The organism is Candidatus Stoquefichus massiliensis AP9, assembly GCF_000455285.1.
In the GTDB taxonomy this organism is placed as follows: domain Bacteria; phylum Bacillota_I; class Bacilli_A; order Erysipelotrichales; family Coprobacillaceae; genus Stoquefichus; species Stoquefichus massiliensis.
The window spans coordinates 66,689-90,058 of record NZ_HG005286.1 but is presented as its reverse complement, the minus strand read 5'-3'; the positions used below and the strand labels follow the sequence as shown (position 1 = coordinate 90,058).

The 23,370-nt window shown below is 30.0% G+C and carries 22 protein-coding genes; 13 read left to right on the top strand and 9 right to left on the bottom strand.

Going from position 1 to position 23,370, the window contains the following annotated elements:
* Nucleotides 1-8: 8 nt before the first annotated feature.
* Complete coding sequence (locus BN350_RS04560) at nucleotides 9-1,202, bottom strand: helix-turn-helix domain-containing protein (protein WP_028042528.1); 1,194 nt, start codon at nucleotides 1,200-1,202, stop codon at nucleotides 9-11.
* Nucleotides 1,203-1,269: 67 nt separating this feature from the next.
* On the opposite strand from BN350_RS04560, the gene BN350_RS04555 reads away from it, so the two are divergent.
* Nucleotides 1,270-2,727 carry a glycoside hydrolase family 1 protein gene (locus BN350_RS04555; protein ID WP_028042527.1) on the top strand — a complete coding sequence of 486 codons (1,458 nt, stop codon included), beginning with the start codon at nucleotides 1,270-1,272 and terminating at the stop codon, nucleotides 2,725-2,727.
* Between the two features lie 299 nt (nucleotides 2,728-3,026).
* Here the strand turns inward: BN350_RS04555 and BN350_RS04550 are convergent, their stop codons facing one another.
* The 5 genes from BN350_RS04550 to BN350_RS04530 all read right to left on the bottom strand — a co-directional run bounded on the left by BN350_RS04550 (nucleotide 3,027) and on the right by BN350_RS04530 (nucleotide 6,011).
* Entirely contained in the window at nucleotides 3,027-3,779 is a 753-nt protein-coding gene (locus tag BN350_RS04550; protein ID WP_028042526.1) for a GNAT family N-acetyltransferase, read from the bottom strand.
* Complete coding sequence (locus BN350_RS04545) at nucleotides 3,769-4,212, bottom strand: PH domain-containing protein (RefSeq protein WP_028042525.1); 444 nt, start codon at nucleotides 4,210-4,212, stop codon at nucleotides 3,769-3,771. The genes BN350_RS04550 and BN350_RS04545 overlap by 11 nt, the downstream gene beginning before the upstream one ends.
* A gap of 44 nt (nucleotides 4,213-4,256) precedes the next feature.
* On the bottom strand, nucleotides 4,257-4,841 hold the full coding sequence (locus BN350_RS04540) for a GNAT family N-acetyltransferase (RefSeq protein ID WP_028042524.1): 585 nt from the start codon (nucleotides 4,839-4,841) through the stop codon (nucleotides 4,257-4,259).
* A 66-nt stretch (nucleotides 4,842-4,907) separates the two neighbouring features.
* Nucleotides 4,908-5,318, bottom strand: a complete 411-nt coding sequence (locus BN350_RS04535) for a DUF3788 family protein (protein WP_028042523.1) — start codon at nucleotides 5,316-5,318, stop codon at nucleotides 4,908-4,910.
* Between the two features lie 213 nt (nucleotides 5,319-5,531).
* Nucleotides 5,532-6,011, bottom strand: coding sequence for an MGMT family protein (locus BN350_RS04530; protein ID WP_028042522.1), 480 nt, complete (start codon nucleotides 6,009-6,011; stop codon nucleotides 5,532-5,534).
* Nucleotides 6,012-6,246: 235 nt separating this feature from the next.
* Here BN350_RS04530 and BN350_RS04525 point away from each other — a divergent pair, with 235 nt between their 5' ends.
* The 8 genes from BN350_RS04525 (at nucleotide 6,247) to BN350_RS04495 (ending at nucleotide 12,785) form a co-directional block, all read left to right on the top strand.
* Nucleotides 6,247-7,026, top strand: a complete 780-nt coding sequence (locus BN350_RS04525) for a helix-turn-helix domain-containing protein (RefSeq protein WP_028042521.1) — start codon at nucleotides 6,247-6,249, stop codon at nucleotides 7,024-7,026.
* 16 nt (nucleotides 7,027-7,042) lie between these two features.
* Nucleotides 7,043-7,768 (top strand): SMI1/KNR4 family protein, encoded by a 726-nt coding sequence (locus tag BN350_RS04520; protein ID WP_028042520.1) that lies wholly within the window; start codon nucleotides 7,043-7,045, stop codon nucleotides 7,766-7,768.
* A 145-nt stretch (nucleotides 7,769-7,913) separates the two neighbouring features.
* On the top strand, nucleotides 7,914-8,081 hold the full coding sequence (locus tag BN350_RS20555) for a hypothetical protein (protein WP_155849093.1): 168 nt from the start codon (nucleotides 7,914-7,916) through the stop codon (nucleotides 8,079-8,081).
* 219 nt (nucleotides 8,082-8,300) lie between these two features.
* Complete coding sequence (locus tag BN350_RS04515; protein ID WP_028042519.1) at nucleotides 8,301-8,801, top strand: hypothetical protein; 501 nt, start codon at nucleotides 8,301-8,303, stop codon at nucleotides 8,799-8,801.
* Nucleotides 8,802-8,860: 59 nt separating this feature from the next.
* Entirely contained in the window at nucleotides 8,861-9,199 is a 339-nt protein-coding gene (locus tag BN350_RS04510; protein ID WP_028042518.1) for a hypothetical protein, read from the top strand.
* A gap of 962 nt (nucleotides 9,200-10,161) precedes the next feature.
* Nucleotides 10,162-11,388: a nicotinamide riboside transporter PnuC gene (gene pnuC / locus BN350_RS04505; protein ID WP_028042517.1), complete on the top strand. Its 1,227-nt coding sequence runs from the start codon at nucleotides 10,162-10,164 to the stop codon at nucleotides 11,386-11,388.
* 74 nt (nucleotides 11,389-11,462) lie between these two features.
* On the top strand, nucleotides 11,463-12,020 hold the full coding sequence (gene efp, locus BN350_RS04500; protein WP_028042516.1) for an elongation factor P: 558 nt from the start codon (nucleotides 11,463-11,465) through the stop codon (nucleotides 12,018-12,020).
* Between the two features lie 18 nt (nucleotides 12,021-12,038).
* Entirely contained in the window at nucleotides 12,039-12,785 is a 747-nt protein-coding gene (locus tag BN350_RS04495; RefSeq protein WP_028042515.1) for an SDR family NAD(P)-dependent oxidoreductase, read from the top strand.
* Here BN350_RS04495 and BN350_RS04490 read toward each other — a convergent pair.
* From BN350_RS04490 to BN350_RS04480, 3 genes are all read right to left on the bottom strand, one after another.
* On the bottom strand, nucleotides 12,782-14,041 hold the full coding sequence (locus BN350_RS04490; RefSeq protein WP_028042514.1) for a methionine gamma-lyase family protein: 1,260 nt from the start codon (nucleotides 14,039-14,041) through the stop codon (nucleotides 12,782-12,784). The two genes, BN350_RS04495 and BN350_RS04490, sit on opposite strands and share 4 nt — an antisense overlap.
* 830 nt (nucleotides 14,042-14,871) lie before the next feature.
* Nucleotides 14,872-16,230 carry a sensor histidine kinase gene (locus BN350_RS04485; RefSeq protein ID WP_028042513.1) on the bottom strand — a complete coding sequence of 453 codons (1,359 nt, stop codon included), beginning with the start codon at nucleotides 16,228-16,230 and terminating at the stop codon, nucleotides 14,872-14,874.
* Nucleotides 16,230-16,946, bottom strand: coding sequence for a LytR/AlgR family response regulator transcription factor (locus tag BN350_RS04480; RefSeq protein WP_028042512.1), 717 nt, complete (start codon nucleotides 16,944-16,946; stop codon nucleotides 16,230-16,232). Before BN350_RS04480 ends, BN350_RS04485 begins: the two co-directional genes overlap by 1 nt.
* Nucleotides 16,947-17,244: 298 nt before the next feature.
* On the opposite strand from BN350_RS04480, the gene BN350_RS04475 reads away from it, so the two are divergent.
* From BN350_RS04475 to BN350_RS18480, 4 genes are all read left to right on the top strand, one after another.
* Nucleotides 17,245-19,014, top strand: a complete 1,770-nt coding sequence (locus tag BN350_RS04475; RefSeq protein ID WP_028042511.1) for a hypothetical protein — start codon at nucleotides 17,245-17,247, stop codon at nucleotides 19,012-19,014.
* A gap of 254 nt (nucleotides 19,015-19,268) precedes the next feature.
* Nucleotides 19,269-20,630, top strand: a complete 1,362-nt coding sequence (locus tag BN350_RS04465) for a PTS mannitol transporter subunit IIBC (protein WP_028042510.1) — start codon at nucleotides 19,269-19,271, stop codon at nucleotides 20,628-20,630.
* A 12-nt stretch (nucleotides 20,631-20,642) separates the two neighbouring features.
* A complete protein-coding gene (locus BN350_RS04460) occupies nucleotides 20,643-22,676 on the top strand; it encodes a BglG family transcription antiterminator (RefSeq protein ID WP_028042509.1) in 2,034 nt (677 codons plus the stop codon).
* Nucleotides 22,663-23,370: a PTS sugar transporter subunit IIA gene (locus tag BN350_RS18480; RefSeq protein ID WP_049945511.1), complete on the top strand. Its 708-nt coding sequence runs from the start codon at nucleotides 22,663-22,665 to the stop codon at nucleotides 23,368-23,370. The genes BN350_RS04460 and BN350_RS18480 overlap by 14 nt, the downstream gene beginning before the upstream one ends.

Genomic DNA, 23,370 nt, shown 5'->3' with positions numbered 1-23,370 from the left:
TTCATCGTTTAAGTATTCTTATATTGAGTAGGACTTTTTCCTGTTTGGTTTTTAAAAACTTTATTGAAATGACTTTGGCTAGAAAACTGTAAAATATCAGAAATTTCAGCTAATGTATAAGAAGAATTTTTAATTAAAAACTGTGCTTCTTGAATTTTCTTTTCATTAACATATTGTTTAATAGATTGACCAGTTACTTTTTTAAACTGTGTTGAGAGATAACTTGGGTTCATCCCTGTTAATTCACTTAAATCATTTAATGTAATTGTCATATGTAGATGTTGAGAAATATAATTTTTACAAGACTTTACCCAATAAGGATTTTGAATATGCTTATATCGTTTGACTAAGTTTGTAAAATCAACAATAGCATCACTTATCATCTTATGGAGTTCTTGACCAGTATGACATTGATCAAGTTTATTAATGTAAACATCACTTAATGTGTATGCTTTAGCAATTGGAACACCAACATCAATCACACATCGAGTAAACAAGGTCACTGCTGCAACTAATTTATATTTCATTGAGACAAGATGATTAGGGGCAAGTTCACGTCCATCTTTAATTTGCATGAGTTCATTCATTAAAATACGTGCTTGAGTACTATTCTCTTGTTGAATAGAATTCATAATCTTTTTTTCATAAGAATAACTAAAATCATGTAAAGGATTTTCTCTAATCACAAAGATTTCATTTTGCATAGATTCTTCTTGTTTTAAAGGTAGAGAACTTGATTGTTTATAATTCTTTTTAAGCACATTAGCATCCAATACCTCTCCTGTAATAATTTGATAAACAAAAAGTAGGAAATCAACAGTTTTATGGTGGACATAAGGTAAGTTTAAAAAATCATTAATTGTATATTGAGAAATCACATGATTTAAAAATGAATACTCTGATGGTTTGTCTTGAGGTGTGAGTTTTTTATTAAAGATTGGTCCAATACAAATATATGATATATTTTCTAAAGCATAAGGAAAGAAAAGAAATGATGCATTATGATAAAAATGCATATATGTTTTATAGTCATTAATATGATTTTCTTGAATCATTTCTTGAAAATAGTGATTTTCTAATTTAAAGAATGAGTCAGGTGATTCCATAATGAGGAGTTCTTTTGACAATAAAAAGAGAGGTAATTGAAAATGATTATAAATAGGATTGAGCAATTGAATAAGTTCATGTTTTGTTTGTATCATAGAAATCATCCTTTCATTATTATTTTACAATGAAAAGAAATAAATTGAAAAGAAAAGAGGTAGAAATATGTTAAAAAAAGATTTTTTATGGGGTGGAGCAACTGCTGCTAACCAATTTGAAGGTGGATATCAGGAAGGTGGTAGAGGGTTAGCCACTTCTGATACAAAGACAAATGGATCTTTAACACGTAAAAGAAAACATAGTTTTCTTAATGATAATAATGAAATCATTTATTTACATGAAAGTGAGTTTATTTCTCACGATTATCAGGCAACATTGGACCCAAATATGTATTATCCTAGTCATAAAGCAGTTGACTTTTATCACCATTATCGTGAAGATATTGCTTTAATGGCAGAGATGGGATTTAAATGTTATAGAATGTCTTTATCTTGGACAAGAATCTTCCCTAATGGAAATGAAGATGAGCCAAATGAAGAAGGATTAAAGTTTTACGAAAATGTTTTTGATGAATGTTTAAAGTATGGAATACAACCAGTTGTTACTCTTAATCATTTTGATATGCCAGTATATTTGGCACAACATCAGGATGGTTGGTTATCAAGAAACACAATTGAATGTTTCTTAAAATATTGTCAAACAGTCTTTGAACGTTATAAAGGAAAAGTCAAATATTGGATGACATTTAATGAAATCAATCTATTACGTGGATATGCAACATTAGGCATTCATGAAATGAATACACAAAAATATTATCAGGCGCTTCATCATCTTTTCATTGCTAGTGCAAAGGCTGTTCAATTAGGACATGAGATTGATCCTAATAATCAAATTGGTATGATGTTAGCAAATATTCTAACATATTCAGAAACATGTAATCCAAAAGATGTTGAATTAGAGTTAAATGTGTCAAGACGTTTAAAATATTTCTTCAGCGATGTTCAATGTCGTGGATATTATCCAAGTTATGTTTTGAAACTCTTAGAAAGAGAAAATATTCAAATCATTAAAGAAGAGAATGATGATCAAATCTTAAAAGATGGTTGTGTTGATTATATTGGATTCAGTTATTATAACTCAGGTGTTGTTACAACACGTAAAGATGCAGGCATGTCACTTGGTAATGGAATTAATATGGCACAGAATCCATATCTTAAAGAAAGTGAATGGAAATGGCCTATTGACCCTACTGGGCTTAGAATTTCTTTAAATATTTTATGGGATAGATATCAAAAACCTTTATTTATTGTTGAGAATGGTTTAGGTGCAGATGATAAAGTTGAGAAAGATGGATCTATTCATGATGATTATCGTATTGATTATATGAGAGACCATATTATTGAAATGAAGAAAGCTGTAGAAGAAGATGGTGTTAATTTAATGGGATATACACCATGGGGATGTATTGATTTGGTTTCAGCAGGTACTGGTGAGATGAAGAAAAGATATGGTATGATTTATGTAGATATGGATGATGAAGGGAATGGAACATTAGAAAGATCTAAAAAAGATTCATTCTATTGGTATAAAAAAGTTATTCTTTCTCATGGAGAAGATTTATAATAATATGTCAAAAGGATTACACTTTAAATGATGTAATCCTTTCATTTTGTATACAGAATTTGTATTCATCAACTTAAGATGTTTGATGAATGATTTTCCATTTAAAAATATACTATCATCTTTGCTAGGAACTCCATAATAAAATAGAAATTTTCTATTATTTCTTAGAACGCAGTTCTTTAATCTATGGCTTATTTTCAGCATCTACAAGACTATGTTCTTCTATATTTCATAAATTTATCTTGTTTATAATGAACAAGTATAACTATTGCTAAGAATAGAGCTATTTAATTTTTATATCAATGTTTTTCTAATATTTTTTTTACTTGTTCAACAGATAACAAATTCACTGTTTTAAATTGCCCTTTATAAAACAATGCCCAGTTATTAAAAACGCAAGGTAATTGTTTTGCTTCTTGTAATGTATTAATTTGAATAAAGGAAGAAGGAATATCATGTGTTGCACAATATTCTTTTAATACTTCAATATATTGATAAATAAAGGGACATTGCATATCATAATAAATAGTTAATTCTTGATTTTCAATTTGACATGCTTTTGCCTTTTGATTAAATAATGGGGCTGTTCCATCAAAAGAGAGAGCAAGTAACTCATATCCAGTATCAGTTGTATCAACAATTTCAAATCCATATGACTTCACAAAAGATTGATCAGATAACCACGCCTTTTGTTTTTTAGCTCCTAACATACATATTCCAGATTTTCCTTTTTCTTTTGCATCAGCAATACAATATTCAATAAGTTCTTTAGCATATCCTTTTCCTCGATACTCACCAACAACCCATAAACAATAAATATAGTAGTAATTCTCACCACTTATTGGAACCCATGCTGTTTCTAATGGTGCATATTCAATAAAGACGGTCCCTTTAACATTCAATTTTCTAAAAGTATGTCCTTCTTTTAATCTTTCTTTAAGCCATTGGCGTTTTGCTTCAACACCGGGATGAAGTTTTTTCATACGAATAATACAACACAAATGCTCATTTGAAATATTTTCCTCAGTTAAATTTATAAATTCAGTATTCATTTTTTAGTTCTTCCTTTCTATAAATAATTATATGTGGATTTCTTCTCTTCATCTCATCTAAGAATGTATCTTTATCAATAACAGCAATCATTAAACAAGTCTTTTTTCTACATTGTATTTCGATTCTATCAAAAGAGGCAGCCAATGAAGATAATGGATTGTGAGTTGGTGTAAGTGCGATGATATCATTATATGAAATCTTTACTTTTGTTAATCCAAAAACAATAAGAAGTGATTCATTTTGTAATTCTATATAATTATGAAATACAATGGGAATACAAAATAATTCCAAAGCTAACAAGACAATAAAATTAATCAAAAATACTATAATATCTGTATCAAGAAGCGACATAATGATAATAGGTATTAAAATAACAGCAACACTTATCATAATCGCATAAAACCACCAGGATACTTTTCCTTTAAATTTCATATCTTTTCTCTCCAATTCAATAAGTTGAGACTCATTCACTTCAACTAGAATTCTTCAATAAAATGATGGCTATACACATTCCAATACTTTTTGTATACAAAATCATCATTATTATCAAAATTGAGTTGATACATTCTAAATATAACTGTCATATTTTTGGGTTGCCATTGTTCTTCATAGGAATAACAATATTTCATACCAAGTCTTTTCATGACATTGCCACTTCTTGGATTATTTTTATCATGTGTTGCTGTGATATATGGAATCCCATCTTTTCTCACTTGTTCAATTAAAGCTTTTCCTGCCTCTGTTACAATACCCTGATGCCAAAACTCCTTACGAAGAGCATAACCAAAATCATGATGCTCCTCCATATCAACCTTTATGTACCCTATAGGAAAATTATCTGTTTTAAGACAAATAGCATATGCATAACCTTGTGGCTCCACATATTTTACTGCATATCTTTCCTCATAGAATCTTTTTGTTTCCTCTATGCTTTTTATAGGATGCCAAGGTAAAAACCGATTCACTTCTTTATCCTTTAGGATAAGAAAAAGAGCTTCTATATCTTCTTTTGTAAATCTTCTTAAAATTAAACGTTCTGTTTCTAATGTAGGTGTATTCATATTATTTTCTCTCCTCAACACTTATTACTATTAAAATATATATGACATCTGTAAGATATATTATTATTATAAACACTTCATTTCTAGAAGTTTTTTTATATCTTCATAATGATCTTGACATGTTATTCGATAATGTATCCAACCACCATCACCACAAGAATATTTATTATCAATATATTCTTGGGTGTATTTTTTTAAGTCATTATAAATCATAGTGTATTGTTTATTTAATAATCTTATCATAACTGTAAATGATCCAGACTCAGCAAATATATTACAAACAAGTTTTTTATTTTTATAGTGTCCTATTCCCCAACCATATTTATTTCCATAAGGAAAAACAATTTTCTGTTGAGTATGAAAAATTTGTGTTAGCCAATCATTGATCATAGAAAAACGTTCACCATTTTCTCCACAATACACAACCATTTCCTCCAGTGTTGGTACAACTTGCTTATTCAACATTCTTTCATACATAAAATAATCTCCTTAATTTACCAATATAAAGGTAGAAAAAACCATTAACATTGTTAAACTTCTTAATAAAATAAGTCATTTTCTATAACGATATTATATCATCGATAAATGAAAAAGTCTGCTTATTTAGATTCATGTTATAAACATTATTTGTTGACAGAATGAAACAGGTCATAGCATTCTTTATAGATAAAAACTAAGGAGCAGTGATCCTTAGTTCAGTTTCAATAAAAATTGTTCATAATCCTTAACATAATATTTAATATTTTTTCTACCTTTTTGAATAATTGTATGTCCTTCCTCTTCTAGTATCTTTTTTTGTGCATCTACACCACCGGGATATTTGGGATTTAATTCCCCATTGGCTTTTAAGGTTCTCCAATAAGGTGTGATATCCTCTGTACGCTGATAACTTGCCCAAGCAGCAATAGAAACAAATATACCAGCAGTAATAGGTTCAGTAAAATCAGCATTATTTAACTTAGCAAAGTATTCACGTATTTCTCCAACAGTTGTTACTTTTCCAAAAGGAATTTGTTTCATAATTTTATCATACGCAATAGGTGGGGCAAAGTACATTTTATCACCACCATATTTCTCAATACTTTTTTCATCTGTTATGATTTGGAACTTTGGCATATCTTTGCTGTTATGTAACATTGCATTAAAATCCTTCTTATCTTCATTAGCCATAATGATTACCTCCTACTATCATCATAGCGTTATTTATATTGTTATGCAATGAGACGGTTTTTATTTTTTACTATTTTATGATGTTGTGAAAGTATAAAATTCATAGTAAAATGATAACAAATATATTCAATAACACAATTGCAACTTCAAGTTAACAAATTGCCTTTGTACAGATATAGAGGAAATGATCTTGTTGTGCTAAGATTTGAGTACCAAGATAAAGGAGGAGAGAATAATGAATTTCGGAGAAAAATTGTTTCAATTAAGAAAAGAAAAAGGCTTGTCACAAGAAGCATTGGCTGATGAGATTAATACAACAAGACAAGCTATTAGTAAGTGGGAAAATAATCAAGGATATCCTGAAACAGAAAAATTATTAGTTCTAGGTCGTTTGTTTGATGTTTCTATTGATTATTTATTAAAAGAAGAGGAATGTATAGAAGAAGTATCATCTGGTGGTTATTATGTGAGTAGAGAAAAAGCAGAATCATGGCTTATGTATGAAAGTCAATCTACAAAGACAATTGCTTTGGGAATTTCATTAATCATTTTATCAGGAATACCATTTCTATTATTGGGTGAAAAATCTATATATGGTTTATTTGGAGCAGTTGTTTTGATTGTTATTGGAATCAGTATGATTTTATATGCTGTACTGACTGACAGTGGTTTTGAATATAAATCCTTAAAACATTATAAACTCATCTTTGATAAAAAGTATATTATTGAATTGAAAGAAAAATATAGACATGTAAAAAAGAAATATATTTGTATGTTTATTTTCTTTCCTGCCTCAACTTTGTTATGTGGTTTCTTTGTACGTATTGGGACTGATTTTTATCATATGAATGAAAATACGTTGATTGCTTTATTTTTACCTATTATATCATTAGGTTTCTTTATGTTTATTTATGCTATTGCAATGATAGATGCTTATGAATTGCTTGTTTATAATGAAGAACACATGAATAAAATAACAACAAAGCTGCTAAATAAAATAAGAAATAAGTTTTAATAAAAAAGGAGAAAAAATGAATAAATCACTAGAACAAGAATTTATAGAAAAAGCATTTTTAAAACTCATGGAACGAGGATGGATAAAAGGAGAGTTAAAATGCGCTCATATAACAGAAGAAGATTTAAATGATTTAGAGAAAAAATATAATATCCAGTTACCTAACCTTTACAAAGCATTTCTTACAACATATCAATTACCTTGTTCTACTGTAAGTCAAAATTCACTTGAAATCAATGGTATTGTTTATCAGGAATTTGAAGAAGAACCTGACATCCTATGGCTGATACTTGATGCAATAAAAGATATCTCATCATTAAGTGCAAGAATAGATGAATTTAGAGAGATTGCAGTTGACTGTTGTGAAGCACCACAAGGTTCATATTTACATCTTATTCCTATTGGTGATTGGGGTGCTGGATGGGGACCGCTTTGTATCGATTTAGAATTAGCTAAACAAGAAGTGGATTATAGTGATCAATCAACATGGTCTATTGTCTGGTTTGATCATGAAGAATTTGATTGGCAAAAGTGTTATTTAGAAGATGATGGATTACTTCATGGAAGATGTGCAGCACCGGATTTTGAAACTTTATTAGAATGGTACTTTATAGGAACTTTGGAAGAGGAATTTGAAAAAAATAATCAAGTTAAATTGAATTTTGAAAAACTATCCAATATGGATTTTTGTGAATCTTACTGGGAAGATCGTTGGAAAGAGTACAAGCAAATGAAACTATAAATATAGATGGGATTGATTAATCAATCTCATCTTTCTCTTACAAATACAAAAGAATAGAGGCAGCAAAAGTATCACGATTTGAAGTTATTTTTATTTTTTAGGAATCTTATTCATTCGCTTATATGCTCTACGCATAGACCATGATATGTTATTGGTTTTATCATTAACGGGATCTGGTAGCGTCAAAGTTACTAATGATTCTAATGAAAAAATTATAAATAAGGGAACTATTAATGTGAATTGTAATGAAACAGATGCAATCGAAGTCAATCAAGGAAGTCGGCCAAAACTAGATTGTGATGATTATATATAAATATAATAGAGAGTCAATAAAATTGATGGATTTTAAAGATAAAGGATCTAATAGTTATAAAGAGTATAAAGGAAAATGTAAGGGTAGTTCCCTATAATAGGTTAATTGTTTTAGCGATAATAAGATAGAACTATATCATAATATTAATTTATATTTTCTGACAAAATATATTTGTGATTCATTTTATAATAAAATTATGATTATAAAATGGAGGAAATTATGAAAGCAAAGTTTGGATTGTTCATTTTAACAATATTTATATTATCTGGTTGTACTCTACAAAAATGGCAAAGAGATTTTCAAATTCAAAATACGAATACAGAAAAAAGAGTTTTGATAATAACCCACAATCTTTATGGAAGTCAAAGCATATTAACAGAATATATAAGTCAAAAAATATTTGCAGATATTGTGAATCTTCAAGCAATAGAATCTATAGACATCCATCATTATGATATAATTTTGATTAATGATACGCCAATTAATGATGAACCTACAAAAGAAATGGTAACCTTTTTACAACAGTATGATTTTATAAATCAAAGAGTTTCTACATATTGGATTGGGGCAATGAGTAATCAAACATATGAAACCAATCTAAAGAAATATATAAGTAGCAGTTGTATTATCAATGGATTAGGTTTTAATGATGATGAAATCTCAGAAAAAGAGTTGATAGATGAATTTATAGAGCGATGGATAAATTCATTATTTAATTGATTTTGTTTGTAGTAACTCTTATTATTATATATACTATGAATATAAAGGATGGAAAATATATGGATATTTTATATATGATATGTAGAGCGTTATCTGTAGGTGTAATAGGTGGATTTTTAGTAGGAAGTTTAAAGTTTTTTAAGAAGAAAGATTATTCAAATGAAAGATCAATAGCAAATCAAAAATTTGTAAGTGCTTTATCATTTGTGTTGAAATACATAACTTCCCTTTGTTTGATATTAGGATTAGTCTGGTGCACTTATTTTTTAATATTAGGCGCATGTGTACCTAGTCAAATAGAGTATGCTAATAATATGGCAGAACTCATTGTTTCTGTTCTCACTGTGATTTCTATTATATTTGCATTTGTTGAATTTATTAAAAGAAAAAATGATTGAACAAATTCGTTCAATCATTTTAGTTAAAGATTTACAGAGCAAGTCTTTTCATATATTATTTTGAGTTTGTTGTTTTGTTATAGTTAATAATTCAATCCAATTATGTAGGTACTTTTTTATGAAATATATTTGCTTATTAAATTGATAGGCTTACTAATTATAATATAATAATGGTATAGATGTTTTAGAGGATGAAATGAATATTAGTTTATAGACAGATCAGTAGAGACTATAACATTATCTAGAGGGCAAGGAACCAATTGGAGTTGGGTTATTGAGATAGTAGGTTAGTGGAATAATGAAGTTAATTCTTTTCCTGTATGTTGATAAAAGTTGCTCTGAACAATATTTTAACTTCTGGGTCTTTTTCCGTTGCTTGCAGCGTAGTGCCCAAAGTTATATAATAACTTTGGGTGATTATAAATGTCAGATAGTATATTTATACACAACTCACATAATGTTTCAAATCTTGTTTACTATTTCGCATGCCCGACAAAATATTGTCACGTAGAGATAACACAAGATGTGGACAGGAGTTTAAAGCAAATATGCAAGGGAATAGAAAGGTGATTGGATTACATTTCTAGAAATAAGAACGAATCAAGAGCATGTTCATTTTCTAATTCAATCAGTATCTGAATATAGTTCAACAAAAATTATAACGACAAAATGCATATTTACTGAACATCCTGAACTTGAAAAGGAATTATAGGGTGGAAGTTTTTGAGTGGCGGATGTTTTGTTTTGAGTTGAGGGAAGGATACGAGTGAGAAAACAATTAAAGGATATGTCAAGAATTAGGGTATACAAGATTCTTATGAACAAATACTCTTAATATTGTAATCACAATGTTTTCAAATATCCTATTGCAAATGTCTAAAGGAGATTTATATGCAATGCCCAAAGGTAGGTTGTTGTAAATGTATTAAAAATGTAAATATATAGGGGGAAGAAGGTTTGGTATGATTAAATTTTTAAAAATAAACATAGAACCTAAAAAAAGGTTAAGAATGATAGAAGTCATATTTTCAATAGGATTATGTATTGCTTCGATTATATCAATTGGATATGGCTTGTTTGATATTAATGCTAAGGTTGAAAATATGCAGTTTAAACAAAGTATCCAAATGACAAGAGATACGAGCTTAGAAGACTATAGTGAAGATAATACGATTTGTGATGTTACCTATATAAATGGTGATAAACAGTTAATCATATCTTATTCATATGAAGATTATGTTAAATTAGATGATATGACAATGACAGCATATGAATATGAAACAGAAAACGGTACAAAATTATATTTTGATCACCAAAATATAAACAATCAAGAAGTGCAGTATTCCTACAAACAAGTAAGAGCTAATGAATTAGCTCCATTATTTAACTTTGGAATTGCTTCTTTAATCTTGATGTTATCTATTTTAATTATGATGTTATTTGCAAAACAATTTACAACATATGAAAAATCATGGTTTATTTCAATTATGGTTCTAGCAACGATTTTTTCCGTATTTTTCCCAGAAGAAAGTGCTAATGGGGTCAATGGAATTATCATTATGCTGCTCTATTTATTGGATACATTCTTAAATATTCTTTGTGAATTATTGATTTCTAAACAATCACGATATAATTTCCTTGTTTCGGTATTAGTTGAAATTGTTGAAATTGTGACATGCATAGTATTAATGTATCGATTTGCGACAATGGCAACAACATTATTTTTCTGGCTGCCAATTGATATTATAAGTTACATAAATTGGTCAAAACACAAGGATGATGAAGAAAATGAATTAACAGTAGTCAGAAAACTAAAAGGATATCAGGAAGTTTTAGTTATCATCGGAATCATTATTTGGACGTTTGTCATTGGATATCTTATTAGTGGTTTAAATATTGCAACGGATTTCTACAACAATGAATTATTAGAAACATTTATTATCTATATTGATGCTTGCGCTTCAGCGGTAGGGATTGCAAATGGATTATTTATTTTCTTTAGGTTGCAAGAACAGTGGATTGCATGGTATATTTGTGCATTTCTTGAAGCTATTATCAATATTATTTCGGGACAATATGTTTTATTAGTTCTAAAATTAGGCTATTTTACGAATACAACATATGGTTATATCAAGTGGAATAGGTATATTAAGGAACATACAACAGAGAAACAATCACAAATATCGTAATGTGTCTTGAGTAATGATGTTAAAATTGATAGAATAAAGTATGTATTAATATGTGCAAGATGAGGAGTGAAAATATGGCTATATTAGCAGGTGATTTTAAAACAGGATTAACTTTGATTATTGATGGTGATCCTTGTCAAGTTATGGATTTTCAACATGTAAAACCAGGGAAAGGAGCAGCCATCTTAAAAACAAAGATGAGAAACTTAAAAACTGGATCGATTCAAGAGAGAAACTTTAATGCATCGACTAAGTTTGAAGCAGCAAATATTTCAAGAAAAGATGCGCAATATTCATATAAAGCAGATTCTACTTTTTATTTTATGGATCTAGAAACATATGAAACATATGAATTAGCTGAGGATCAAGTAGGGGATAATAAATATTATATTATTGAAGGTTCAACAGTTTCATTAATGTTCTTTGATGGATTATTGTTATCAGTATCTGTTCCTGAAAAAGTAGAATTAACGGTGGCTGAAACCGATCCTGCCATCAAGGGTGCACCATCTAACCAAACAAAAGATGCCGTTACTGATACAGGGTTAACATTGCGTGTTCCTCAGTTCATTAATACTGGAGAAAAAATCGTTGTGTTTACAACTGATGGAAAGTATGCTGGAAGAGCTTAATAAGCTCTTTTTAAAATTATGAATAAAATTGTATTGATTACTGGAGGGGCTAGAGGAATTGGCAAAGCTATTGCTTTAGAATTAGCAAAACAAGGATATGATATTGTCATTAATTATTTAACATCTCAAAAAGAAGCTGAGGCATTAAAAGATATGATTGTTGATAATTATGAAGTACGTTGTTTGGCTATTGCAGGAGATGTTTCTAAGGAAGATAAAGTAGATGAAATGGTATCTTTGATTGAGGAAAAACTTGGTGGTGTTGATATTCTGATTAATAACGCAGCTATAGATTTATCAAATTTATTCCATTTAAAAAATGCTGAAGAATTTAGAAAAACATTAGATGTCAATGTAGTAGGAGCATTCAATTGTAGTAAACGTGTTTATCGTCATATGATTGATCAAGAATATGGAAAAATTATTAATATCGCTTCGACTAATGGCATCAATACCTATTATCCAATGTGTATTGATTATGATGCATCAAAAGCGGCGTTGATTTCTATGACACATAATCTTGCCTTTGAATTTGCACCTTTTGTTAATGTCAATTGCATTGCTCCAGGTTTCATTGGTACGGAAAGTGAACTGGATGGTTATGATGAGCAATTTTTAAAAGAAGAAGTTGAAAAAATCATGGTTAATCGCTATGGAAATCCTCAAGAAGTTGCTTATTTAGTAAAGTTTTTAGTAAGCAAAGAAGCTGATTTTATTAATAATACTGTCATTCGAATTGATGGTGGACAAAAAGGAAGTTGCTAATCCAACTTCCTTTTCATATTTGATAATGCTAATAAAATAGATAATTTTCCATACTCAAATGTTAAACCACCCTGCATATATAAGGTATATGGTTCAATAACTGGGGCATCAGCACTTAATTCGATTGTACTGCCTTGAGTAAAACTACCAGCAGCCATAACTTCATCAAAAGGATATCCTGGCATTGGAGCCGGTAAAACATGGACAAATGAATCAATCGGGCTAGTTTGTTGAATGCCTTGAGTAAAGCTTACTAAATTCTCTTTAGATTTAAGTTCTAATGTTTGAATAATGTCAGTTCGTGGTTCATCATAGCGAGGAGATACATTAGAATATTCTAGTTTTTCTAACATATAAGATGTAAATATAGCTGTCTTTAACGCGTTTTTTACAGCATTAGGGGCCATAAAAATTCCTTTAAAAAAAGCATTGTTTAAATTGAAATTTGCTCCTAAATCTTTTCCAATTCCTGGAGCTGTTAATCTTTCAGCTACCATATAAACTAAATCTTGATTACCGGCTATATATCCTCCAGTTGGAGCAATCCCACCACCAAGATTCTTCATTAAAGATCCAACAACAATATCAGCACCAACATGCCCTGGTTCCTTGGTTTCTACTAACTCGCCATAACAATTATCTACCATAATAATGACTTTTTCATTGACTTCACGAATCTTTTTAATAATCCTTTCAATCTTTGCTATTGATAACGACTTACGATGCGAATAACCCCTAGATCTTTGAATTTCCACTAATTTAATATTTTTTTCTTTTAAGCGTTCAATAATCATTTGATCATCAAAATCATCATTAATTAATTCAATTTGTTCATACTTCACTCCAGCAGCTTTTAGTGACTGACTTGAATTTCCGCTTATGCCAATCATTTCTTGAAGTGAATCGTAAGGAGCACCAGACAATGAAATCATTGTATCACCATATTTTAACAAGGCAGAAAGAGTGATGTATAAAGCATTTGTTCCACTCATAATTTGAGGCCGTACTAAAGCATCCTGACAACCAAGGACAGTTGCAAAAATCTTTTCAATCTTATTTCTTCCTTCATCATAGTTTCCATAACCATTGATATCACTAAAATCTGAGTAAGAAACTTTATTTTCAATAAAAGCAGATAAGATTCGATTAGAATTTATTAGACAAATGGAATCAATTTTTTCGTAAATATCATGTAAAACTGTATCAGATTCTTTAGCTAAAGTAAGTAGATCTGGATTTATTTGTTCAAGTATCATGCAAAACCTCCTCTTTAAATAATACATTGTTTATTATACACATTTTTTGTATTGATATCTATTGAAGAAATATAAATAAGTGAAGGAAATAAAAAACATCAAGTATAAAGCAAAGACTAAAGATTGAAATAAGTGATATTAAATCATTTTATTGTTAAATTATTCCTGACAACATGATTCAAGGTGTCTTATCAGAAGTTAGGTATAACTCAAATAAAAAATTACCACTAGTTGCTATGATTATGGTTAATGACAACAAAATTCATACCCTTTGGATTATTGCATTATGAATTTTTAATGAAAATAAAAGTGTGGAGAAACACTAGACTATGCTACAAGGAAGGCTAGATGGCATATCCCAATGACAATAGCTGATTGGGATTTAAAGCTAGAGGTGTTTCTACAATTTAATGATACATAAGTCTTAAAAAACAAAGAGAAGAGTACTGCTGCAATTGCAAAACCCTTTGCAGAAAATGAGACTGTGCATTCAATTCAGTATGATAATAAAAAATCTGTGGGGTGATTGATGGGCTAAAAAACAGGTGGTTGTGGCTCTTCTGTCTTCTTCTAAAAATCTCTTTACAGCTTACCTATACAATAATTATATACCCATCCTATATAGAAATAAAAAGGATAGAACTCACTTACTACAGCGAATTCTATCCTGTCCAAAGATAATAATGATTTTAATTGCAGACAAAAATTAATAGCATTTTTCACTTCTCCGGATTCAATTCAGAATCTATTCAGTTTTAGACTCTTTAAAATAATATTGTCTACAGTTTTAACTATTTGTCAATATTATGTATCAGATGCAGTGACAACTGTCAGTCTTGTATGGAGGAGTTTTTATCTTGAAAATATAAAAGTATAGAAGCAATAAAAGTATCTGATGTATAAGAGAAATGAGTCCAACCACCATATTTTGTTGCTATAGCTTGAATACTTGTAATACCTACACCTTCGGATTTATTTCGATGAGGTTTACTAGATAAAAATTGTTTATCTTTTTCATAAATAATACCATCAAAACTATTCTCCATATGAATAAGAACTTGTTCTTGCTGTGTTTGTATCTGTAGTTTAATAAAACGTTTTGAATATTTTGAATTGATAGCTGCAGTTACAGCATTCTCCCAAAGATTTCCTAAAATAATAGAAAAATCACTATCCGCAATATTCGATTTTTTAGGGAGTGAGATAATCATAGAAACATGAATATTCGCTTGTTGTGCTAGTTTTTCATAATGGCGACATAGTGTATCAACAGTAAGATTGTCACATAATGGAGGTTGAGTGACTTGAATAAGGGTGTTTTCATAATGGGTAAGATATTGAAGGGCTTCTTCAATAGCGCCCTTTTCTAACATGCCACGTAATACCAATACATGCTGCCGATAATCATGACGAATACGTTTCATTTCTTTGGCGTGATTTTCAATGTCTTCCATTTGTGCTTGTTGCAAATCTAGTTGATGAGCAAGTTGAATATGCATCTCAGCTTCTTTGGCTGTCTCTGAAGCCTGAAAAACAGCAGCAATCATTTGCGAATAGGTCATAAAGGCGCATAAGATAATCGTGATACGAAAAACATTACTTAAAACAAAGTCATCAATTGCATAAAAATTGGTTTGAAGCAAATAAAGAAGAACAAAAAACAAAGGAATTATCCATAAGCGAATATATTTTTTAATGTTCAATACTCGAATCTTATTATATAGTTTAGAAAAGAAAATAGCTAATAATTGAGTAAATAAGATAGAAGGAATACCAAAACCTAAAATATCAACCCAACAAAAAGAGCCTTGAGCTAATGATGGAAAAAATAATCCATAAATTAAAAGCGTTGTACTTCGACATAAATGAAGGACTTGTATTGATAATAACAAAATGAGAAGTATACCAGTTGAGGGTTCACCAGTTGCCCAACGTAATAGAAAATAACCAATCAAAAGCCATAGTGGCAGAGATAATGTACTGAAATCTAAAGTAATTGATAATATACTATCCAATAATATTGAAATAAACATGCTTACTGCAGTGCCAACAATTGCTAGACTTATTAGAATAATAAGAAGAGTAGATCTTTTTTTATTGAGTTGATAACGTGTTATGTAGAGACAGAAAAACATAGTCATAGTAGCTTCAATGACAGAAATTATGTATTCTGGATATATTGATTCCATTATTTTGCCTCCATACGTTTAAATATATAAGACATATAACGATTTTTCAAGGCAGTACGACCATCTCGTGAAAGTGGAATTTCTTTATTGTCTTTCATCAGAAAACTATCATCGTTCATCCTTTTTACAAAATCCATATTAATAATATAATAGCGATAACATCTAAGGAATGGATCACCTCCAAGACGTTCTTCTAAAGAAACAAGAGAATGATTAACTTTTATATCACCTTTAATCGTATGTATAAATGTTTTATGCCCATAGACCTCAATATATTGAATACCTGAAATATCAATATCAAAAGTATTACGGGTTGAAGTTACTCTTATTTTTTTGGTTATCGTGTTCATGCGTTCATAGACTCTACGCATAGATTCGCAAAAAGCCTGATATGATATTGGTTTTAAAAGATAATGTATAGCTTCTACATCATAGCCATCTGCATAATAATCTTGACTTGTTGTTGTCAATATCAATGCACCACGATAACCTTTCTGGCGTAATATATGTGCTGCATCTATTCCAGACATTCCATCCATATAAATATCTAGAAGCATGACATCAGCTGATCGAGCATCTTGACATTGAAGGAGTGTCCCAGCATTTTCAAATTCCATGACAGTCATAGGGACTCTATTCTCTTTTGCATAGTGATTACAATAATTATGCAAGATTTCTCTATCAGATATAATGTCATCACAAATTATAATGAGCATGGGTATCTCTCCTTCCATTTATATAATTTATTATAACATGAATATTTCTAAAATAACTCATAAAAATAACGGCTTAAGACATAAAAGAACGGTTTAAGCCAAGTCTATTGATTATGTGACTGATAGTTGTCAAAATATTCTTAAGGAATAAATCGTTTTCAAATTAATGTCAAACATTGAACAAAGGGATCCCTTTGTATGACCTATAGTATAGGTCATACAAAACATACCACCCTCTCTTTTAAATTATTTCAATGCCATGAACATTAAATAAAAACGATAAAAGGAGGGAAGAGTTATGAAAAGAAAAATTGTTTATTTTAATCAGTTGCTTGCCGTAATACTTTGTTTAGGTCTTATGCTCATGCCAATACCTGTATTTGCATCTAACAGTTTAGACTCTGAAATTGATTTAACAAATTATTCTGATACGAATGCAGATGGACCAGGATATACATGGGATGCAAAGGCTAAAAAATTAACATTAACAGATTTAACTATCCATGGTACACAAGGAGGAGGTTCAGCTGTTAAATTACCAAATGGCAAAATCACAGTGGATTTGGTTGGTGATAATGTATTTGATAAATGTGGAAGTGTTTTTTCGCAACCAAATACATATGGTGTTGTTTTAACTGATTCTATAACACTTACTGGGGCTGGATCTTTGACAATTAAAGATGCAATATGTATGAGTCCAGGTAATTTAAATACGTTGATTGTAGATGGTACAAGATTATATGGAAGCGGGAAACAAGGCTTTGTTATTAATAGTAGTTTTATTGCTAAAAATGGAGCAGAGGTTGAACTAAAATTAACAAATGAAGTTAGTGATCCGTTTAATCCTATATATGCAGGAGCATCGATTGAAGTTTATGATAGTCGTATTATTGTTTATCCTGGTAAGGCAGGTGGTGGAGGACTATTTGTAACAGGGATTAGTTCAAATAGTTCAGATCCTATTATGAAATTCATTAATAGTGATATAACGACTTATGGAAATAGTGTTGGATATTCAGGATACATTAAAGGAAAACAAATGACTCAAAATAATGGAAAACTTTATATTGAAAACTCTATCATTCATACTGATATGCCAATTTATGCATCTCAAGCTGAACTTGTAGGAAATGTTCAGTTTATAACACCAAAGAATATTGAAATTTTGCGTGTGGGTACTGATAATTTAATTCTCAATTTAGCTAATAATGCTGATTTACAAGGTTATATTTTAAAAAATTCTAAAGATATGATTTACGCAACTAATTATACATTGGAAACTGATCTTCAAGTTTCAGACGGAAGAAATTTAAATATCATGCCAAATGTAGAACTCACATTAGCAAGTGGTGTTAAAGTTACTAAAAATGGTAGTGCCAAAATTATAAACGATGGAATTATTCATGTGATTTGTAATGAGATAGATGCTATTAAAGTAGATCAAGGAAATGAACCAAATATAGTTCACAAGTTTGTTAATTATGTGAGTGATAATAACGTATCTTGTACAGAAAACGGAACAGAAACTGCAGTTTGTGAACGTGGTGACAATGCAACAGACGTAAGAGAAGTGCAGGCTTTAAGACATCGTATAGTAAAAGTTGAAAAAAAACCTGCAACATGCACAGAGGTGGGTCATGAAGAATATTGGAAATGTGAAATATGTGACGATTTGTTTTCTGATGAATATGGTGAAATCCATATTGATCAACCAACGGTTATACCAGCATTGGGACATCAATGTGATACAGGTGCATGGAAATTAGATGAAAACAATCACTGGCAAGAATGTAATATTTGTGCTGAAAAATTAAGTATAGCACCTCATACTTACAAATGGGTTGTTGATAAAGAAGCAACCATAACCGAAAAAGGTTTAAAGCATGAGGAATGTGAAATTTGTGGATATAAGAAAGCACCAATCGAAATTAATAAAAAGAATCAAGAAAATAGTGATATACCAAAGACAGGAGATAATAATAAATTCAATCAATGGATAATATTAAGTGGAACTGCTTTTGTAGGATTGCTGATTGGGATATATAACTATAAAAAGAAAGTTAACTAGTAAAATAAATATTAGATTTCATCGCTCTTATACAAAGAGCGATTTTTTTGTAGTAGTTCATTTGGCGAAAATATATTATAATAGAAAAAAGTTTTAATTGGCTAAATTTGGTGAAAAGCTATGGTGGGCAAGACTCTTAAATTTTGTCTATTTTGGCAAGTGACAAACTTCAAATTCAATGAATTGAGAATTGTTGTAAGGGCTTGTATAGTAAGAGTTGTAAAGATAAATTTACAGAAAGGAAAGGGCAATTTATGAAAGAAAAGTTACAAAAATTTGGACGAGCACTTAGTGCTATGGTCATGCCAAACATTGCAGTATTTATTGCTTGGGGTATTATTACTTCATTGTTTATTGCAGATGGTTGGTTCCCTAATGAAACTCTTGCAGCTTTAGTAGAGCCTATGAACAAGTATTTACTTCCAATTCTTATTGGTTATACTGGTGGTAAAAATGTTTATGGACAACGTGGGGCTACAGTTGGTGCTATTATGACAATGGGGGTTTTAGTTGGTGCACCAATTCCAATGTTTATTGGAGCAATGGTTGCTGGGCCATTAGGAGCATATCTGATTAAGAAATTAGATGAATTATTAAAAAATCACACTCCACAAGGATTTGAAATGCTAGTGAATAATTTCTCGGCTGGTATTTTAGGTTTTGTCTTAGCAGTTATCGGATGTCTAGCAATTAATCCGGCTTGCTTATTTTTGAATGATATTTTAAAAGCAGGAGTACAGTTCTTTGTTGATAATAGTTTATTACCATTTGTATCAATCATTGTAGAACCTGCAAAAGTATTATTCTTAAATAATGCGATTAATCATGGGATTTTCTCACCAATTGGCATGCAGGAAGTTCTAGAACAGGGAAAATCAATTTTCTTCTTATTGGAAGCAAATCCTGGGCCAGGGCTTGGAATTTTATTAGCATACAGCTTCTTTGGAAAGGGTTCTGCAAAAGCTTCAGCACCTGGAGCTGCAATTATTCATTTTGTAGGAGGAATTCATGAAATTTACTTCCCATACATCTTAATGAATCCATTATTGTTATTGGCTGTTATTGGTGGTGGAGCTTCAGGAATTTTCGTTAATGTATTATTTAATTCAGGATTAAATGCTCCTGCATCACCGGGAAGTATTATTGCAATACTTGGTATGTGTAATCAATCAAGTTACATTGGTGTTATATTAAGTGTCATTGTTGCGACAGCAGTGACAATGTTTATAGCATCGGTTATTTTAAAAGCTTCTAAAAATACTGATGATAATTTAGAAGAAGCACAGACTCAAGTTAAAAACATGAAAAATATTGATGAAAAAGAAAAAGCAATTCAGTATAATCAATTACGTAAGATTGTATTTGCCTGTGATGCTGGGATGGGATCAAGTGCTATGGGAGCTGCGTTACTCACAAAGAAATTAAAAGCAGCAGGTATTGATATTGAAGTTCCACATTATGCAATTAATGATATTCCAAAAGATACAGAAGTTGTTGTGACACATACTTCACTTGTAGGGAGAGTAAAAGATGGTTTACCAAATGTTGTGGTATTTCCAATTACTAATTTTATGGGTGGTAATGAGTATGATGAAATTGTAGAAAAATTAAAATAGGAGGATAGGGGTATGTATTCATCTCGTCAAGCAAAAATTTTATCTATATGTTTGTTAAGGGATGATTATATCACTTATCATGAAATATCAGAACAGTTACAAATGAGTTCTCGTACGATTATGCGTGAACTTCCTCAAATCAAGGACTCTTTACAAAGTTTCAATTTAGATATTCTTTCTAAAAAAGGAAAGGGTATTCGTATTATAGGTCATGATGAAGATAAACAAAATCTAATCATGGACATTCAAGGATCTAAAATTGACTACATGGATAAAGAAGAAAGACAAGAACTTCTCTGTCTAGAATTACTCAGAATGAAGGAGATACAAAAACTCTTTTATTACAGCAATAAATTTCAAGTTTCTGAAGCCACAATCTCACATGATTTAGATGACTTAGAATCATTTTTCCAAGAATTCCAAATAAATCTGATAAGAAAACCAGGATATGGTGTTGGCATTGAAGCCAACGAAACAAATAGAAGACAGGCTATATCTTCAATTATTAATAGTACTGTCCAGCATCATATTGCTAATGTTGACTTTGATCGATATAACGTTAAAGATGTGATGGAACAAATATTAACAACACAAAATTCTAATATGAAAAAATTATTAGATACAAATATATTAACAACTATAGTAGAAGTCTTTAAAATACATCGTCAAGAATTAGAATTAGATTCTATAGCAAAAAGTTCTTATATGGGCTTACTCATCCATTTAATGATTGCAGTGAGTCGTATACAAATAGGAGAACAATTACTTGATAATCATGAAATATTTGCATTAATTGAAAATCAGAAAGCTTATCAAAAAGCAAAACTCATTGTTAAATATTTATCTCGTGCATTTGATATTGATATTGAAGAAACAGAATGTGCTTTTATAGCCATTCATCTTCAAAGTGCAAAATCAGCAATGTTAAGTCAAGATACATCAGTAGAAGAATATAATGATGTCATTATTAAAATGCTTAATGTATTTAAAGAAAATGGTTATAATCTCTTCAATGATTATGAACTATATCAAAGCTTAGCTGCGCACTTAAAACCAGCATTGGTTCGTTTAGAATATCATCTTCCTATCTATAATCCAATGCTTACACAAATACAAGAAAACTTCTTAGAAATATTTGAAATAACAAAAAAAGCATGCACTATTTTTGATGAAACATATGGATATAAATTAAATAATGATGAAATTGGATATTTAGCATTACACTTTGCTGCTGCGATAGAACGTTATAAAGTTTCTCATTTAAGACCTATTCAAGTAGGTGTCGTATGCAGTAGTGGAATTGGTCTATCAGCATTATTAATCGCTAGATTAAAACGTGTTGTTGATCAATTTGTCCATCTTATTCCACTTTCTATCTCTGATATAGGACACCACCAGTGTGAACTATTAATCTCAACTTTTGACATAAAAAGCGCAGTATTCGTGACTCCTCTTTTGAGTCAAAATGATGTTATACATGTTTTAAAAGCTATTGAAGAACGTAGACAAATCAATTTAACCAGTCAATTCCAATCAACTCACTATGATTTAATAGCATTAATAGACATGGTCAAATTATTGATTCAAGATATACAATTATACACTTTTCCATATAACTATAATAAACAGAAAGTCATAGAAAGAGTATGTCAAACAATAAATAGTAATCCTCTCTTAAAAACTCAAATACTACAAAGAGAAGAAAAAGGAAGTAATATATATCCAGACTTTGGTTTTGCTTTGCTTCATACATCTACACATTTAGTAGAACAATGTTTAGTGCATATTATTAGATCAAATGAAAGTATTTTTACAGGTGAAAATATTGAAAATATTAAAATTATCTTATTTATGTTAATACCTGAACATGCGACGAGTGCACAAAAAAGAATGATGTCATTTCTATCAGCACAGCTGATTGAAAACAAAGTATTTTTTGATAAGTTATTGGTTGGAACTCAAGAGGAAATTCAAAATGAATTTCATGAAGTCCTCCAGACTTGGATTATTCAAATGATTAAGGAGGAAACAAATGGCACGTATTAATGTATATTTTGCCTGTGATGCAGGCATGGGATCAAGTGCCTTAGGTGCAAGTTTAATGAAACATTTTATAAATGATCAAATCTATGTTTCTAATTGTTCAATATATGAAATACCTAAGAATTGTAATGTTATTATTGCACAGCGAGCACTACTTCCTCAAATAAAACATGCTTATCGATATTTAAAAGTATTTGCTATTGACTATTTCCTAGATGAAAAGAGACTTCAAGACATTTCGAAGGAGATAATGAAGATGATTAATAATGATAGTATTCTTGCAAAAGAATCAATTGTCTTGGACTGTGCATCTTGCAGTAGTGATGAGGCAATCATTGCAGTTGGTAAACTGCTACAAGATAAAGGTTATATTGAAGAACCTTATATACAAGGGATGTTAAATCGTGATCATGATTTAACAACTTATATTGGAAATGATTTAGCTATTCCTCATGGCGAATATGATGTTAAGGATTATGTGAAACAGACAGGAATTGCTGTCATGATTTATCCACAGGGAATAGATTGGAATGGAAATTTGACACGAATTGTTATTGGGATTGCTGCAAAAGGTAATGACCATATGGAAATCTTAACAAATATTGCATTAAAACTGAGTGATATGGATACTGTAGAAAAAATTGTTTCTTCTCGTGATATTGACTTTATCTATGAGGTCTTAACAAAAGGAGAATAA